Origin of the sequence: Pseudomonas sp. RW407 (genome assembly GCF_003176655.1) — a bacterium.
Lineage (GTDB): Bacteria > Pseudomonadota > Gammaproteobacteria > Pseudomonadales > Pseudomonadaceae > Pseudomonas > Pseudomonas delhiensis.
The window spans coordinates 1,053,317-1,068,397 of sequence record NZ_QGSL01000106.1; the positions used below are offsets into that span (position 1 = coordinate 1,053,317).

Below are 15,081 nucleotides of genomic sequence, written 5' to 3' on the forward strand. Positions count from 1 at the left end.
TTCACCGGCCACGCCGGACGCCCTGGTGGCACAGATGGCGGCGGATAACCGCGAACGGTTATTCGCCCTGCGTGCACGTACACGAAAAAGCCCCGCACTCAGCAGGCTGTGTGAAAAACCGAGCGGCTCTTCGAAGAGCGCGTTCCTACGTGAAATCTGAAGAGGCTTGGCTATTCAGCCAATCCAGAATCCACGTAGAAACGCGAAATCCAGGTTGTTTTTTAACCAGTGGGACCGATCCTGAGGTTTTCACACAGCCTGACTCAGGCGGGGCTTTTTCGTGAAGCAAACCTCAGCGCGCCGCGGTGCGGCCGCCCTTCTTCTTGCCGCCGAGCAGGTGCGAGAACACCGCGTGCAGGTCGCCCGAGGCGCTGTCGCCTTCCAGGTTCAGCTTGTCGTCGATGTGCGCCATGTGGTGCATCATCAGGGTCACGGCCTTTTCCTTCTCGCCTTTCTCGATGGCGTCGAGGATTTCGTTGTGCTCGTCGAACGAGCAGTGCGAGCGGCCGCCCGCCTCGTACTGGGCGATGATCAGCGAGGTCTGCGACACCAGGCTGCGCTGGAAGCTGACCAGCGGGGCGTTCCTGGCCATCTCCGCCAGCTTCAGGTGGAACTCGCCGGACAGGCGGATACCCGCGCCGCGGTCGCCGCGGGCGAAGCTGGCCTGCTCCTGCACCACCATCTCGCGCAGCTCGGCGAGCAGCTCGGCGCTGGCGTTGTCCACCGCCAGCTCGGTGATGGCGCGCTCGACGGTGCGCCGGGCGAAGAGGATCTGCCGGGCCTCGTCGATGCTCGGGCTGGCCACCACCGCGCCGCGGTTGGGGCGCAGCAGCACCACCTGCTCGTGGGCCAGGCGCGACAGGGCGCGGCGGATGATGGTGCGGCTGACGCCGAAGATTTCGCCCAGCGCCTCCTCGCTCAGCTTGGTGCCGGGCGCCAGGCGCTGTTCGAGGATGGCGTCGAAGATGTGCGCGTAGACGATCTCGTCCTGCGTGCCGGTACGGCTCTTGCCGTTGCGCGCCGGCTTCTTGATCTGTTGCAGCGGGTCGGTCATGGATCCTCAACCTTGTTGGGCGGACCGGCGGCCTGGGCAATCCGCTGCCAGGTACGCGGGCGCGACGAAATGATGGCCACCAGTGTACACAAAATGCCCAGCGCCGCGCACCCGGCGCATCCCCCTTGCCCTGCGGCATTCGGCCGTCCCCGCTGTACAAATTCTGCGCAATGTCGGGACGAATTTTCCGATGAATTGTTTGGAAGAAGCCGAGCGATAGGTACGAAACATTATTTGATTTTTTTGTATACAACCTCATAATCGCCGGCGTGACTTCCTGACTCGCAAGTCAAGAACACGCCCTCACAGCCTTCCGCCGAGCCAGGGACGCAGGTGAACCAGCCGACGGCAAGGACCAACAACAAGAGCGTTGAGGAGTACCCGCTGTGGAAAGCACCAAACAAGAACAACAAACCGCTGTCGCCTCCAGCCCACCCGCCACCGGCCTGCTCGAACGCCTGTTCAAGCTCAGCCAGCACGGCACCACGGTGAAGACGGAACTGGCCGCCGGCCTGACCACCTTCATCACCATGGCCTACATCATCTTCGTCAACCCCAACATCATGGCCGACGCCGGCGTCGACCACGGCGCGGCCTTCGTCGCCACCTGCCTGGCCGCCGCCCTGGGCTGCTTCCTCATGGGGCTGTACGCCAACTGGCCGGTGGGCCTGGCGCCGGGCATGGGCCTCAACGCCTTCTTCACCTACACCGTGGTCAAGACCATGAACTACAGCTGGGAGATCGCCCTGGGCGCGGTGTTCATCTCCGGCGTGCTGTTCATGGTGCTGACCTTCTCGCGCATCCGCGAATGGCTGCTCAACAGCATCCCGCCGAGCCTGCGCTTCGCCATGGGCGCGGGGGTCGGGCTGTTCCTCGGGCTGATCGGCCTGAAGACCGCCGGCATCGTGGTCGCCAGCCCCGCCACCCTGGTGCACCTGGGCGACCTGACCAAGCCCGGCCCGCTGCTGGCGGCGATCTGCTTCCTGATGATCGCCGTGCTGGAGTACCGTCGGGTGTTCGGCGGCATCCTCATCAGCATCCTCACCGTCACCGTGGCCGGCATCGCCCTGGGCCTGGTGCAGTTCGGCGGGGTGTTCTCCATGCCGCCGAGCCTGGCGCCGACCTTCCTGGCCATGGACATCGCCGGTGCCTTCAACGTGACCATGATCAGCGTGATCCTGGCCTTCCTCTTCGTGCACATGTTCGACACCGCCGGCACCCTGATGGGCGTGGCCCAGCGCGCCCACCTGGTGCGCGAGGACGGCCGCATCGAGAACCTGTCCAAGGCGATGAAGGCCGACAGCGCCTCCAGCGTGGTCGGCGCCGTGCTCGGCGTGCCGCCGGTGACCAGCTACGTGGAAAGCGCCGCGGGCGTGGCCGCCGGCGGCCGCACCGGGCTGACCGCGGTGACCGTCGGCGCGCTCTTCGTCGCCGCCATGTTCTTCGCCCCGCTGGCCGGCATGATCCCCGCCTACGCCACCGCCGGCGCGCTGATCTACGTGGCCATGCTGATGATGGGCGGCCTGGCCCACATCGACTGGCAGGAGCACACCGAGACCATCCCGGCCATCGTCACCGTGATCATGATGCCGCTGACCTTCTCGGTGGCGGACGGCATCGCCCTGGGCTTCGTGACCTACGTGGCGATGAAGGTCTTCACCGGCCGCTACAAGGACGTGACCGTCAGTCTGTATGCACTCTGCCTTATATTTGTAGCCAAATTCATCTTCCTGTAATCTGGACGAGCCCCGCCACGGCCCCGGCGCACACACGCCGGGGCCTTTGCATTCGAGAGTCCGCGATGAACCTGGAAACCTGGCTGCTCTACAGCAGCGCCGCCCTGATCGTGATCCTGATTCCCGGCCCGCTGTCGCTGCTGATGGTCAGCAACAGCCTCAACTATGGCCTGCGCCGTTCGCTGCCGGCCTTCCTCGGCGGGGTCAGCGCCTCCATCTGCCTGCTCAGCGCCTCGGCCCTGGGCCTGGGCGCGCTGCTGCTGGCCTCGGAGAAGCTGTTCAGCGTGCTCAAGGTGCTGGGCGCGCTCTACCTGTTCTACCTGGCCTGGCAGAGCTGGCAGGAATCCCGCATCGCCGGCCAGCCGCGCGCCGCCGAGGAACTGCCGGTCAACCCGGGCTTCCGCAGCCTGTACTGGAAGGCCTTCGGCCTGGGCGCCAGCAACCCGAAGGACATCCTGTTCTTCGCCGCCTTCCTGCCGCAGTTCCTCAGGGCCGACCACCCGCTGTGGCAGCAGCTGCTGGTGATGATCCTCACCTGGGCGCTGCTCGACTTCGCCTGCAAGCTGTTCTACGGCCTCGGCGCCCGCGGCGCCGCGCGCTTCCTGCGCTCGGGCAAGGGCCAGGCCTGGTTCAACCGCGGCAGCGCCGCCCTCTTCGCCACCGCTGGCGGGGCTTCGTTGCTCAGCCGCTGAGGCCCATAGAACCGTTCGCGAGCAAGCCCGCGCCTACGAAAAGCACTGGCACCTGTAGGAGCGAGCTTGCTCGCGAACGGTATTTACCGGCAGCAATGATGTTTAGGGTCAACTCCGCCCCCTCTCCTTGGGAGAGGGGGCTGTCCGGCGCGAACGAGAGGTTCGGCATCAACCTGTAGGAGCGGGCCCTGCCCGCGATTTCGCGCGCAGGGCGCGCTCCCACATGGGAACGCGGTGTGGATGGGGCGGCGTAGGATGGGTGGAGCGAAGCGACACCCAGCCTACGAAAACACCCCGGAGTAAGAACACACAGGCAAAAAAAGACCCGCCAGAGGCGGGCCGATGGGACTCCACGAAGAGTCGGGGTGGGAAGCCGGGTGGCGGCCTAGCTGCCGCGGTAGGTCGAGTAGCTGTACGGCGAGATCAGCAGCGGCACGTGGTAGTGGTCGCTTTCCGAGGCGATGCCGAAGCGCAGCACCACCTGGTCGAGGAAGGCCGGTTGCGGCAGTTGCAGGCCACGGGCGCGATAGTAGTCGCCGGCGTTGAACTGCAGCTGGTAGACCCCGGCGCGGAAGTCCTCGCCCTGCAGCAGCGGCTCGTCGCAACGGCCGTCGTCGTTGGTCACGCGGGTGGCGACCAGTTCCAGCTGCTGGCCTTCCACGCGGTAGAGCTCGACCTTGATGCCATGGCCGGGGCAGCCGTGGGCGGAATCCAGTACGTGCGTCGTCAAACGTCCCATGGGCTCTGGGCATCCCCGGCGCGGCCGGCGGACGCCGTCCTCCTTCTCGGTGTGGTGTGGGTTGCGCCCCGTCGGCGCAGGGCCGGCGGGGCGGGTTGGATGGAACGAAAATACGCCATCACATAAATATTGTATACAAAAAACTTGCTTCCACGCCCCGAAACGGCGCCACCGCCCCAGCATGCGGCATTCCGATCCGCTGCCGGTACGCTTGAGGCCGGAGGCCACCGAGCTGACCGGTTGGGCAGGTAATTTGCTTGCTCTGCCTACGGATGCGGATGACGACGGATGGCGAAACCGGGGTGCGGGATTGTATTTACATTCGGCCACACAACTTGTATACAATATCTCGCAACACGGTGGCGCACGCCCTACCGCCCCGCGCCGCCCCCAACAAGAAGGAACACTGCAGTGAGCGCTGACTACCCACGCGACCTGATCGGTTACGCCGACAACCCTCCCCACCCGCACTGGCCGGGCGACGCGCGCATCGCGCTGTCCTTCGTGCTCAACTACGAGGAAGGCGGCGAGCGCTGCATCCTCCATGGCGACAAGGAATCCGAGGCCTTCCTCTCCGAGATGGTCGCCGCCCAGCCGCTGCAGGGCGCGCGCAACATGAGCATGGAGTCCCTCTACGAATACGGCAGCCGCGCCGGCGTCTGGCGCCTGCTCAAGCTGTTCCGCAAGTACAACCTGCCGCTGACCATCTTCGCCGTGGCCATGGCCGCCCAGCGCCACCCGGACGTCATCAGGGCGATGGTCGCCGCCGGCCACGAGATCTGCAGCCACGGCTACCGCTGGATCGACTACCAGTACATGGACGAGGCCCAGGAGCGCGAGCACCTGCTGGAGGCCATCCGCATCCTCACCGAGCTGACCGGCGAACGCCCGCAGGGCTGGTACACCGGCCGCACCGGCCCGAACACCCGGCGCCTGGTGCGCGAGGAAGGCGGCTTCCTCTACGACTCCGACACCTACGACGACGACCTGCCCTACTGGGACCCGGCCAGCAGCGCCGCCAAGCCGCACCTGGTGATCCCCTACACCCTGGACACCAACGACATGCGCTTCACCCAGGTGCAGGGCTTCAACAAGGGCGACGACTTCTTCGAATACCTCAAGGACGCCTTCGACGTGCTCTACGCCGAAGGCGCCGAGGGCGCGCCGAAGATGCTCTCCATCGGCATGCACTGCCGCCTGCTGGGCCGCCCGGCGCGCCTGGCCGCGCTGGAACGCTTCATCCAGTACGTGAAGGGCCACGAGAAGGTGTGGGTCGCCCGCCGCGTCGACATCGCCCGCCACTGGTACGAGAAGCACCCGTTCCAGGCCCAGGAGAAACAGGCATGAGCCGCTTCCAGACCCTGACCCCGGCCAGCCTCGACCGCGCCGCCTTCGTCGCCGCCTTCGCCGACATCTACGAACACTCCCCCTGGGTGGCCGAGAAGGCCTACGACCTGGGCGTGGACGAGAGCCTCAACGACATCGAGAGCCTGCAGCAGCGCATGGCCGACATCCTCCTGTCGGCCAGCCATGAGGCCCAGCTGGCACTGATCAATGCCCACCCGGACCTGGCCGGCAAGGCCGCCGTGCGTGGCGAGCTGACCGCCTCCAGCACCTCCGAGCAGGCCGGCGCCGGCATCCACGAATGCACCGCCGAGGAGTTCGCCCGCTTCAACGAACTCAACGACGCCTACAAGGCGAAGTTCGGCTTCCCCTTCATCAAGGCGGTGAAGGGCAGCGACCGCCACCAGATCCTCGCGGCCTTCGAGCAGCGCATCCACAACACGCCGGAGCAGGAGTTCCAGACCGCCCTGGCCGAAATCAACAAGATCGCGATGTTCCGCCTGCAGCAGCTCTGAGCCCGCGGCTGGAAATTCACGTCACCAAGGAGAACAAGATGAGAACCTACAACGCTCCCTTCGAGAAATTCGTCAACCTGGCCGACGAGCGCCTGGGGAGCAAGGTGATCAGCGTCACCGACGAATGGTTCGCCGCCGCCAGCCGCATGCTGCAGCCCACCCCCGCGGTGTGGAAGGAAGGCGTCTTCGACGACAACGGCAAGTGGATGGACGGCTGGGAATCCCGCCGCAAGCGCTTCGAGGGCTACGACCACGCGGTGATCCGCCTGGGCGTGCCGGGCTCGATCAAGGGCGTGGACATCGACACCAGCTTCTTCACCGGCAACTTCCCGCCGTCGGCGTCCCTGGAAGGCTGCTTCGTGGCCGAGGGCGACCCCAGCGACGACACCCAGTGGACCGAGGTGCTGCCCTCCGTCGAGCTGCAGGGCAACAGCCACCACTACCACGAGATCAGCGACGAACGCCCCTACACCCACCTGCGCCTGAACATCTACCCGGACGGCGGCGTGGCGCGCCTGCGCGTGTACGGCATTCCGTTCCGCGACTGGGCCAACCAGAACCCGAACGAGCAGGTCGACCTCGTCGCCGCGCTGAACGGCGGCCGCGCCCTGGCCTGCTCCGACGAACACTTCGGCCGCATGAGCAACATCCTGAACCCCGGCCGCGGCGTGAACATGGGCGACGGCTGGGAAACCGGGCGTCGCCGCACCCCGGGCAACGACTGGGTGATAGTCGCGCTGGGCCACGCCGGCATCGTCGAGAAGATCGTCGTCGACACCCTGCACTTCAAGGGCAACTACCCGGAAAGCTGCAACATCCAGGCGGCCTTCGTGAAGGGCGGCACCGACAGCCAGATCGCCACCCAGAGCCTGTACTGGCGCGAACTGCTGCCGAGCCAGAAGCTGCAGATGCACAACGAGCACACCTTCATCGAGCAGATCAGGGAACTGGGCCCGATCACCCACATCCGCCTGAACATCTTCCCGGACGGTGGCGTCAGCCGTCTGCGCCTGTTCGGCAAGGTGGCCAGGTAAGCGCAACACCTCCCCCGTCATCCCCGCGAACGCGGGGATCCAGAGACACCGGGCTCCCGCGTTCGCGGGAGTGACGCAAGGGAAAGCGGTCCCCGGGCTCGCCCGGGCACAGAACAACGAACACAAGTGACCAGCCATGCGTACCCTGAAGATCGAACCGTTGACCAAGGAAGCCTTCGCCCCGTTCGGTGATGTCATCGAGACCGAGGGCAGCGCCCACTTCATGATCAACAACGGTTCCACCCGCCGTTATCACAAGCTCGCCACGGTCGAGACCGCGCAGCCCGAGGATAAGGCGATCATCAGCATCTTCAGCGCCGAAGCACTGGAGATGCCGTTGCGCATCCGCATGCTGGAGCGTCATCCGCTGGGCAGCCAGGCTTTCATCCCGCTGCTCGGCAACCCCTTTCTGGTCGTGGTCGCGCCACTTGGCGACGCACCTGTACCGGGCCTTGTCCGCGCCTTCCTGAGCAACGGAAGGCAGGGCATCAATTACCACCGCGGCGTCTGGCACCACCCGGTGCTGACGATCGAAAAGCGGGATGACTTCCTGGTGGTCGATCGCAGCGGTTCCGGCAACAACTGCGACGAGCATTTCTTCACCGAGGACGAGCAACTGCTCCTCGACCCCCAACTAAACTAATAAGAGAGGCCCGTCCGCCGCGACGCCGGTGGCCGGGCAAGAGGTAATGACTGTGGAAGCACATCTCATCGAATGGGCGAACCTGCTGGTTCGCTGGATTCATATGATCGTCGGCATCGCCTGGATCGGTGCCTCGTTCTACTTCGTCTGGCTGGAAAACAACCTCAACCGCGCCAACCCACGCGAAGGGCTCTCCGGAGACCTCTGGGCGATCCACGGCGGCGGCATCTACCACCTGGAGAAATACAAGCTGGCACCGCCGAAGATGCCGGACAACCTCCACTGGTTCAAATGGGAGGCCTACTCCACCTGGCTCTCGGGCGTGTGCCTGCTGACCATCGTGTTCTACCTGAACCCCAGCCTGTACCTGGTGGCCCCGGGCAGCGACCTGGCGCCCGCCGCGGCCGTGGCCATCGGCATCGGCTCGCTGATCGCCGGCTGGTTCATCTACTCCACCCTGTGCGACTCGCCGCTGGGCAAGACCCCCGCCCTGCTCGGCGCCATCCTGTTCGCCCTGCTGGTGCTCGCCGCCTACCTGCTGAGCCAGGTGTTCAGCGGCCGCGGCGCCTACCTGCACGTCGGCGCGATCATCGGCACCATCATGGTCGGCAACGTGTTCCGGGTGATCATGCCGGCCCAGCGCGCGCTGGTGAAGGCCATCGAGGAAGGCCGCGAGCCCGACCCGGTGCTGCCGGCCAAGGGCCTGCTGCGTTCGCGCCACAACAACTACTTCACCCTGCCGGTGCTGTTCATCATGATCAGCAACCACTTCCCGAGCACCTACGGCAGCCACTACAACTGGCTGATCCTGGCGTGCATCGCGGCGCTGGCGGTGATAGTGCGGCACTACTTCAACACCCGCCACAACGGCAACGGCATGGCCTGGGCCCTGCCCGCCGGCGCCGTGGGCATGATCGCCCTGGCCTTCGTCACCGGCCCGACGCTGCAGAGCGCCGCACCGACCAGCGCCAGCGCCCCGGCAAAGGTCGAGTACCAGCCGCTGCCGGAAACCGCCATCGGCGGCAAGACCGCCGCCGAGCGCGCCAAGGAAGACAGCGAGAAGGCCGCCGCCCCGGCGCAAGCCCCGGCCCAGGCGCAGGCGCAGGCCAGCAGCGCCGGCGGCAATGGCGACTTCGAGAAGGTTCATCACGTCATCCAGGAACGCTGCACCGTGTGCCACTCGGCCAAGCCGACCAGCCCGCTGTTCAGTGCCGCCCCGGCCGGCGTGATGTTCGACACGCCGCAGCAGATCCAGGCGCAGACCGCGAAGATCCAGGCGCTGGCCGTGGCCTCCCAGGTCATGCCGCTGGGCAACATCACCCAGATGACCCAGGAAGAGCGCAACCTGATCGGCTCCTGGATCGCCAAGGGCGCCCAGACCAACTGAGCCACCGCGGTTCGCCGGAACCAGGAAAACCGCACCTTCGGGTGCGGTTTTTTTATGCCCGCAGGCTTTTCGTAGGAGCGGACTCCGTCCGCGATTCCTCCGGCAAGGCCGGCGCCCGATGTTTCGCCTGCACCGCCCAAGCCATGTAGGAGCGCGCCCTGCGCGCGAATCGCGGACAGAGTCCGCTCCTACAGGAACACCGACTCCACGGAATAAAACTGTAGTCCCACCCGACCTACGGCTACATCCCGCCAAGACCACGTAACACGCGGCCTAGAGCGACCCGAAACCCGTCATTCACAAGCCGACTAGCTAGTTGTATACAAAAACATATTGAAGCGAATACACATCAACGCTATAAAGTCCCGCACCGCTTCACCCGCACGGCCCCGGGGGTGTGGCGAGCCAGTACTACCCGGTCGCCGAGCCTGATCGGCGCCCACCAGTGACACAACAATAAAAATCGAGGTGTTGCATGTCCGAGGTAACTGAGCGCCACGCTGCCGGCTCGTCCGCCGACCAGCGTCTGCCGTTGCTGCAACTGCTGCTGGTGGGATTCCAGCACGTGCTCCTGATGTATGGCGGCGCCGTGGCCGTCCCGCTGATCGTCGGCCAGGCCGCCGGCCTGTCCCGCGAGGAAATCGCCTTCCTGATCAACGCCGACCTGCTGGTCGCCGGCATCGCCACCGTGGTGCAGTCGCTGGGCATCGGCCCCATCGGCATCCGCATGCCGGTGATGATGGGCGCCAGCTTCGCCGCCGTCGGCAGCATGGTGGCCATGGCCGGGATGCCCGGCGTGGGCATCAACGGCATCTTCGGCGCCACCATCGCCGCCGGCCTGTTCGGCATGCTCGTGGCGCCCTTCATGAGCCGCATCGTGCGCTTCTTCCCGCCGCTGGTGACCGGCACCGTGATCACCTCCATCGGCATGTGCCTGTTCCCCGTGGCCATCAACTGGGCTGGCGGCGGCAAGGGCGCGGCCAACTTCGGCGCCCTGGAGTACCTGTTCCTGTCCAGCCTGGTGCTGGCCGCCATCCTGCTGGTCAACCGCTTCCTCAAGGGCTTCTGGACCAACGTCTCGGTGCTCATCGGCATGCTGCTGGGCTACGTCGTCGCCAGCGGCATGGGCATGGTCGACCTGTCCGGCATCGACGCCCGCCCGGCCTTCGAGGTGGTCACCCCGCTGCACTTCGGCGCGCCCAGCTTCCACCTGGCGCCGGTGCTGTCCATGTGCCTGGTGGTGCTGATCATCTTCGTCGAGTCCACCGGCATGTTCCTCGCCCTGGGCAAGATCACCGGCGACGAAATCTGCCCGCGCCGCCTGCGCCGCGGCCTGCTGTGCGACGCCACGGCGTCCTTCTTCGCCGGCTTCATGAACACCTTCACCCACTCCTCCTTCGCCCAGAACATCGGCCTGGTGCAGATGACCGGGGTGCGCAGTCGCTTCGTCACCGTCGCTGCCGGCGGCTTCCTGATCCTCCTGAGCCTGATGCCCAAGGCCGCCTACGTGGTCGCCTCGATCCCGCCGGCGGTGCTGGGCGGGGCCGGCATCGCCATGTTCGGCATGGTCGCCGCCAGCGGCATCCGCATCCTCCACGAGGTGGACATCGTCGACCGGCGCAACCAGCTGCTGGTGGCGGTGAGCATCGGCATGGGCATGGTCCCGGTGGTGCGCCCGGACTTCTTCGCCGCCCTGCCCGCCTGGATGGAGCCGATCACCCACAGCGGCATCGCCATGACCGCGATCTGGGCCGTGCTGCTCAACCTGCTGTTCAACATCCTCGGCGAACGTGGCCGCGACGCCCTCTGCGGGCACCACTGAAGCCGACGCTTTCGGCGGGCCCCTCCCGACGCCTGCCGCTTCCAGCCGCGCCTCACTCCTGCGCGGCTTTTTTCATTCCGCACGAAACCATCCGCAGGCACGGTTCGTAGGGCGCATAACGCCTACGGCGTTATCCGCCAAATCGCGGACAGAGTCCGCTCCTACGGTTCCAGGACGCACGGGCGTAGGACTCTGTCCGCGATTGGATTCATCGGCCACGCCGGATACCCCGGTAGCACGGCCAACGGCGGATAACCGCGAACGGTTATTCGCCCTACGGTCGAGTGCTGCCGTAGGAGCGGACTCCGTCCGCGATTGGACTCACCGGCCACGCCGGATACCCCGGCAGCCCGGCCAACGGCGGATAACTGCGAACGGTCATTCGCCCTACGCCAAACGGCCGGCCGCAAACGAAAAGGCCGCGCATCCTGCGATGCACGGCCTCACCTTCCACCGCCCGGCATTCAATTCACCGGGCCGCTGCAGCCTCCCGCCGCATGGGACTGCGCAGCGCCGACGTCTCGCTCAGCGGCATGCTCTCGGGCCGGTAGCCCAGGCGCAGGCCACCCCAGTGGCGGCCGTTGACGAAGATCGGCACCGACAGGTCGTGCATCAGCTCGCCGGTATCGCGGCAGTAGGTCTGCAGCAACAGCGCCTGCTGGTGACTGCCGCAGCGGATCCCGGTGCGGTCGTCGAACAGGCGCTTGCTGCGGCTCTTCAGGCGGTCCACCTCGGGGTTGCCAGTGGGCGGCTGGGCGAAGGCGCGGTTGTGCGTCGGTACATAACCCTCGGCGGTGCAGGCGATGGCGAACACCAGGCCTTCGTGGCGCTGCAGCAGGTCTTCCTGGATCTTCGGCAGCACCTCGTCGGTATAGCGGTCGAAGCGCGTGCCGTACTTCTGCGGCTCGGTGCCGGGAATCGGCTGATAGTGGCGGTCGAACAGGTCCTCGACGGTGATCCGGCCGTCGTCGAGGTCGGCGGCGAAGCGCGCCCCTATGCTCGACGCCCCTTCGCGGGCCAGGTCGTAGACGCGCTGGTGGTAGTCGTCCAGGCCGACCTCGGCCAGGCGCTCGCTGATGGCCTCGGCCTGCGCCTCCAGGTGCACGGCGGCGTCGGCCAGGCGGTGGGTCTGCTCGTCGCTGACGCGGATGTCGCCGCGCATGCTCTCCACCGCGGCGAACAGGTTGTCCAGTTGGTGGCGGTTGATCTCGGCGCCCTCGGCGATCTCGGTGATCTGCCGCTCGACGCCGGCGGCCAGCCCGGCGATGCCTTCCAGCTGCCCGCCGGTGCTTTCCACCTGGGCCAGGCCCTCGTCGAGGTCGGCGGCCAGCTGGAGGATCTGCTCGGCGACCTGGGCGGTGCGCTGCTGGATGTCCTCGACCATCTGCCCGACTTCCTCGGTGGCCTCGGCGGTGCGCGCGGCCAGCCCGCGCACCTCGTCGGCGACCACCGCGAAGCCGCGGCCGTGCTCGCCGGCGCGGGCCGCCTCGATGGCGGCGTTGAGCGCCAGCAGGTTGGTCTGGCTGGCGATGGACTGGATCACCTGGGTGACGCGCTGGATGTCCTCGCTGCGCTGGCTCAGCGCCTCGATCAGCGCCCGGCTCTCGCCGGCGCGGCCGCTGAGCTGGTGCATGCGGGCGATCGCCTGCTGCAGCTCGGCGCGCCCCGCGTCGCTGCCGGCGCGGGCCTGGGTGGCGGCCTCCATGGCCTGGCGCGCCAGGCTGGAGGTGGCGCGCTCGGTGTGGATCATCACCTCGGCGCTGCCGACGATCTGCTCGGCCGCCGCCAGCTGCGACGCCAGGCGCTCCACCAGGCGCTGCACGGAATAGGACACGCCGGCGGCGGACAATGCATTGTGGCTGGTGCTGCGGGACAGGTCGCGGGTCAGCGCGGCCAGCTCCGGCGCCGCGGACGATACGCCGGGCAAGCTGCGGCGCTGGCCGACGAACCAGGGCAGCCAGAGCAGCCCGAAACCGAGCAGCAGGCACAGCGACAGCGGCCAGCCGCCCAGCGACTGGGCGATGAACAGCGCGAGAAGACCGGCAGTCTGCAGGGAAAGAACGAGGAAGATACGCGAACGTGTCGGGTCCATGAGGGCACCTCTCCAGCCACCGCCCGCCCCGTGGAACACCCGGGTTGGCGCAGGCCCTGAATTATTGTTGTCAGGGCCATTAGGCGACCATTTGTCAGCCGCGGCTATCGTCCCTTAGTCGGTAGTGTGGCCGTCATTCCGGGTTGGCGCACCTACTGCGCTTCGGCGTTCAGCGCGGCGCGCACACTGTCGCGGACAGCCACCCGCGCGACAAAGCGCTGCAACGCCGGCCAGTTGGCCAGGTCGATGCCCAGGCGCTGCGTCCAGCCCAAGACGGTGAACAGGTAGGCATCGGCCACGCCGAACCCTTCGCCCAGTAGGTAACTGGAGCGCTCCAGGGCCGGAGCCGTCTGTTCCAGGCGCTTGCCGACCTGATCGCGGAACCGCGCCTTCAGCGCCTCCGGCAACGCGCCGTCGAACAGCGGGTTCATGCCGGCGTGAATCTCGCTGCCGATGAAGTTCAACCATTCCTGCAGCCGCGCCCTCGCCAGGCCGCCAGACGCCGGGGCCAGCCCCGCCTCGGGGCGCAGGTCGGCCAGGTACTGGAGAATGGCCGGCCCCTCGGTGAGCACCTGGCCGTCGTCCAACTGCAGGGCGGCGACATAGCCCTTGGGGTTGATGGCGAGGTAGTCGGCGCCATTGGCGGTACGCTTGCTGCGGTTGTCCACCCGCACCAGTTCGAAAGGCAGGCCCAGTTCGCGCAGGGTGATGTGGGAAGCCAGCGAGCAGGCGCCGGGGGCGTAGTACAGCTTCATGGGGAAAGCTCCTTTCATGGATGTCGCACAGGAGTATCCGCAGCCTGGTATATCTTTTAAAGAAGGGAGAAAAATGGTGTATAGGTACAAAAAATATACCTATGACCTGCCATCATGAGGAACCGACCATGAAGAAGAACGTTTCCGGCTGCTCGGTGGAAGAAGCCATGCACCTGCTGGGTGGGCGCTGGCGCCTGCTGCTCGTGTCCTACCTGCTCGACGGCCCCAAGCGCTTCAACGAACTGCGCCGCGACATGCCGAACATCTCCCAGCGCATGCTGACCCTCGACCTGCGCGCCCTGGAGGAAGCCGGCCTGGTGACGCGCACGGTCTACCCGGAAGTACCGGTGAAGGTGGAATACCGCCTGAGCGTGGATGGCGAGCGGCTGCGCAAGGTAGTGGAGGTGGTGAAGGAGTTCGGCCTGTGGCTGAAGGTGCGGGCGCCGGCCAAAGCCGCCGCGGACTGAGAACGCGCGGCCCGTGGGCCGCGCGAGGTGGCGCTCAGTTGCTCGAACCGGACTGGTAGGTGTTCACCACGCAGCCATTGGCGTCGTAGTTGATGCTGAAGAAGTTCAGGTACTTGTCGTTCCAGTAGGTGCTGCTGCCGGCGCCGTGGGCGCTGGCCTGGTCGCTCGGGGTGCCGAACATGTCCTCGATTTCCTTGCGGCTCATGCCCGGGACGATTTCCTTGCGCACCATGGCGGTCCGCAGGTCGCGCTCGGAAAGCCCGGTGGAGCAACCCGGCCGTTCCTCGGAGCCACCCACCACGGTCACCCGTGTGCCGCCGACCGGCGCCGGGTTGGCCGGTGGCTGCGCCGGATAAGCCCCCGCCGGGGCATAGTCCGCAGGTGGCGCCTGAAGCGCCGGCTGCGCCATCACCGCCCCCTCGCCGCTGCCGCTGGGCCGGCGGTTCTCCACGTTCAACTCGACACCGGCGTTGCCGCCGTTGGGGCAGGCCTGCTTGGTGAAAGTCACCTTGCCCTGCGCATCGACGCACTTGTAGATCGTATCCGCCTGCGCCCAGGCGGCGCAGAACAACAGCGGAACCGCAACGAGAACACCCTTCATACAGCCTCCCTGGCTGATCAGTGGCAGATTGACACCTCAGACCGCCGCCCCGGCAAAAGTTCCAGGACCGATACACGAAATCCTAACCGTATCGCCAGGAACAACCCACATCCCGGCATCTTCGCCCTTTCTGCTAGAATACCCGCCCCTTCACCGATCCCGCGCCGTGCCGGCCCCCGCCGCCGTGGCCGAAGCCCGTA

At 66.6% G+C, this 15,081-nt stretch carries 14 protein-coding genes; 9 read left to right on the plus strand and 5 right to left on the minus strand.

All coding sequences use genetic code 11. From position 1 onward, the window contains the following. Positions 1–292 precede the first annotated feature (292 nt). Positions 293–1,054, minus strand: a complete 762-nt coding sequence (locus tag DK254_RS21490; RefSeq protein WP_089391974.1) for a GntR family transcriptional regulator — start codon at positions 1,052–1,054, stop codon at positions 293–295. Between the two features lie 386 nt (positions 1,055–1,440). Between DK254_RS21490 and DK254_RS21495 the strand changes: the two genes are divergently transcribed. Together DK254_RS21495 and DK254_RS21500 are read left to right on the plus strand one after the other, a co-directional pair. After that, a complete protein-coding gene (locus DK254_RS21495; protein ID WP_109935394.1) occupies positions 1,441–2,790 on the plus strand; it encodes an NCS2 family permease in 1,350 nt (449 codons plus the stop codon). Positions 2,791–2,855: 65 nt separating this feature from the next. After that, a complete protein-coding gene (locus DK254_RS21500; RefSeq protein ID WP_109935395.1) occupies positions 2,856–3,482 on the plus strand; it encodes a LysE family translocator in 627 nt (208 codons plus the stop codon). A gap of 385 nt (positions 3,483–3,867) precedes the next feature. Here DK254_RS21500 and uraH read toward each other — a convergent pair whose 3' ends face one another. Continuing rightward, the gene (gene uraH / locus DK254_RS21505; protein ID WP_043272145.1) at positions 3,868–4,221 is read right to left on the minus strand and encodes a hydroxyisourate hydrolase; all 354 of its coding nucleotides are present in this window, start codon (positions 4,219–4,221) and stop codon (positions 3,868–3,870) included. 411 nt (positions 4,222–4,632) lie between these two features. Here uraH and puuE point away from each other — a divergent pair, with 411 nt between their 5' ends. From puuE to DK254_RS21535, 6 genes are all read left to right on the plus strand, one after another. Further along, positions 4,633–5,568 carry an allantoinase PuuE gene (puuE, locus tag DK254_RS21510; protein ID WP_109935396.1) on the plus strand — a complete coding sequence of 312 codons (936 nt, stop codon included), beginning with the start codon at positions 4,633–4,635 and terminating at the stop codon, positions 5,566–5,568. Beyond that, positions 5,565–6,080 carry a 2-oxo-4-hydroxy-4-carboxy-5-ureidoimidazoline decarboxylase gene (gene uraD / locus DK254_RS21515; protein WP_109935397.1) on the plus strand — a complete coding sequence of 172 codons (516 nt, stop codon included), beginning with the start codon at positions 5,565–5,567 and terminating at the stop codon, positions 6,078–6,080. Before puuE ends, uraD begins: the two co-directional genes overlap by 4 nt. A gap of 38 nt (positions 6,081–6,118) precedes the next feature. Then, positions 6,119–7,114, plus strand: a complete 996-nt coding sequence (gene alc / locus DK254_RS21520; protein ID WP_109935398.1) for an allantoicase — start codon at positions 6,119–6,121, stop codon at positions 7,112–7,114. Positions 7,115–7,250: 136 nt separating this feature from the next. After that, positions 7,251–7,757 (plus strand): ureidoglycolate lyase, encoded by a 507-nt coding sequence (locus tag DK254_RS21525; RefSeq protein ID WP_109935399.1) that lies wholly within the window; start codon positions 7,251–7,253, stop codon positions 7,755–7,757. Between the two features lie 52 nt (positions 7,758–7,809). Beyond that, positions 7,810–9,144 (plus strand): urate hydroxylase PuuD, encoded by a 1,335-nt coding sequence (locus DK254_RS21530; RefSeq protein WP_109935808.1) that lies wholly within the window; start codon positions 7,810–7,812, stop codon positions 9,142–9,144. A gap of 475 nt (positions 9,145–9,619) precedes the next feature. After that, positions 9,620–10,966: a nucleobase:cation symporter-2 family protein gene (locus DK254_RS21535; protein WP_109935400.1), complete on the plus strand. Its 1,347-nt coding sequence runs from the start codon at positions 9,620–9,622 to the stop codon at positions 10,964–10,966. A 469-nt stretch (positions 10,967–11,435) separates the two neighbouring features. Here DK254_RS21535 and DK254_RS21540 read toward each other — a convergent pair whose 3' ends face one another. Both DK254_RS21540 and gstA read right to left on the minus strand, forming a co-directional pair. Next, a complete protein-coding gene (locus DK254_RS21540; RefSeq protein WP_109935401.1) occupies positions 11,436–13,058 on the minus strand; it encodes a methyl-accepting chemotaxis protein in 1,623 nt (540 codons plus the stop codon). Between the two features lie 152 nt (positions 13,059–13,210). Further along, on the minus strand, positions 13,211–13,813 hold the full coding sequence (gene gstA, locus DK254_RS21545) for a glutathione transferase GstA (RefSeq protein WP_089391982.1): 603 nt from the start codon (positions 13,811–13,813) through the stop codon (positions 13,211–13,213). 128 nt (positions 13,814–13,941) lie between these two features. On the opposite strand from gstA, the gene DK254_RS21550 reads away from it, so the two are divergent. Further along, on the plus strand, positions 13,942–14,280 hold the full coding sequence (locus tag DK254_RS21550) for a helix-turn-helix domain-containing protein (protein WP_109935402.1): 339 nt from the start codon (positions 13,942–13,944) through the stop codon (positions 14,278–14,280). A gap of 34 nt (positions 14,281–14,314) precedes the next feature. Here the strand turns inward: DK254_RS21550 and DK254_RS21555 are convergent, their stop codons facing one another. Then, positions 14,315–14,881, minus strand: a complete 567-nt coding sequence (locus DK254_RS21555; protein WP_109935403.1) for a DUF4124 domain-containing protein — start codon at positions 14,879–14,881, stop codon at positions 14,315–14,317. Between the last annotated feature and the right edge of the window lie 200 nt (positions 14,882–15,081).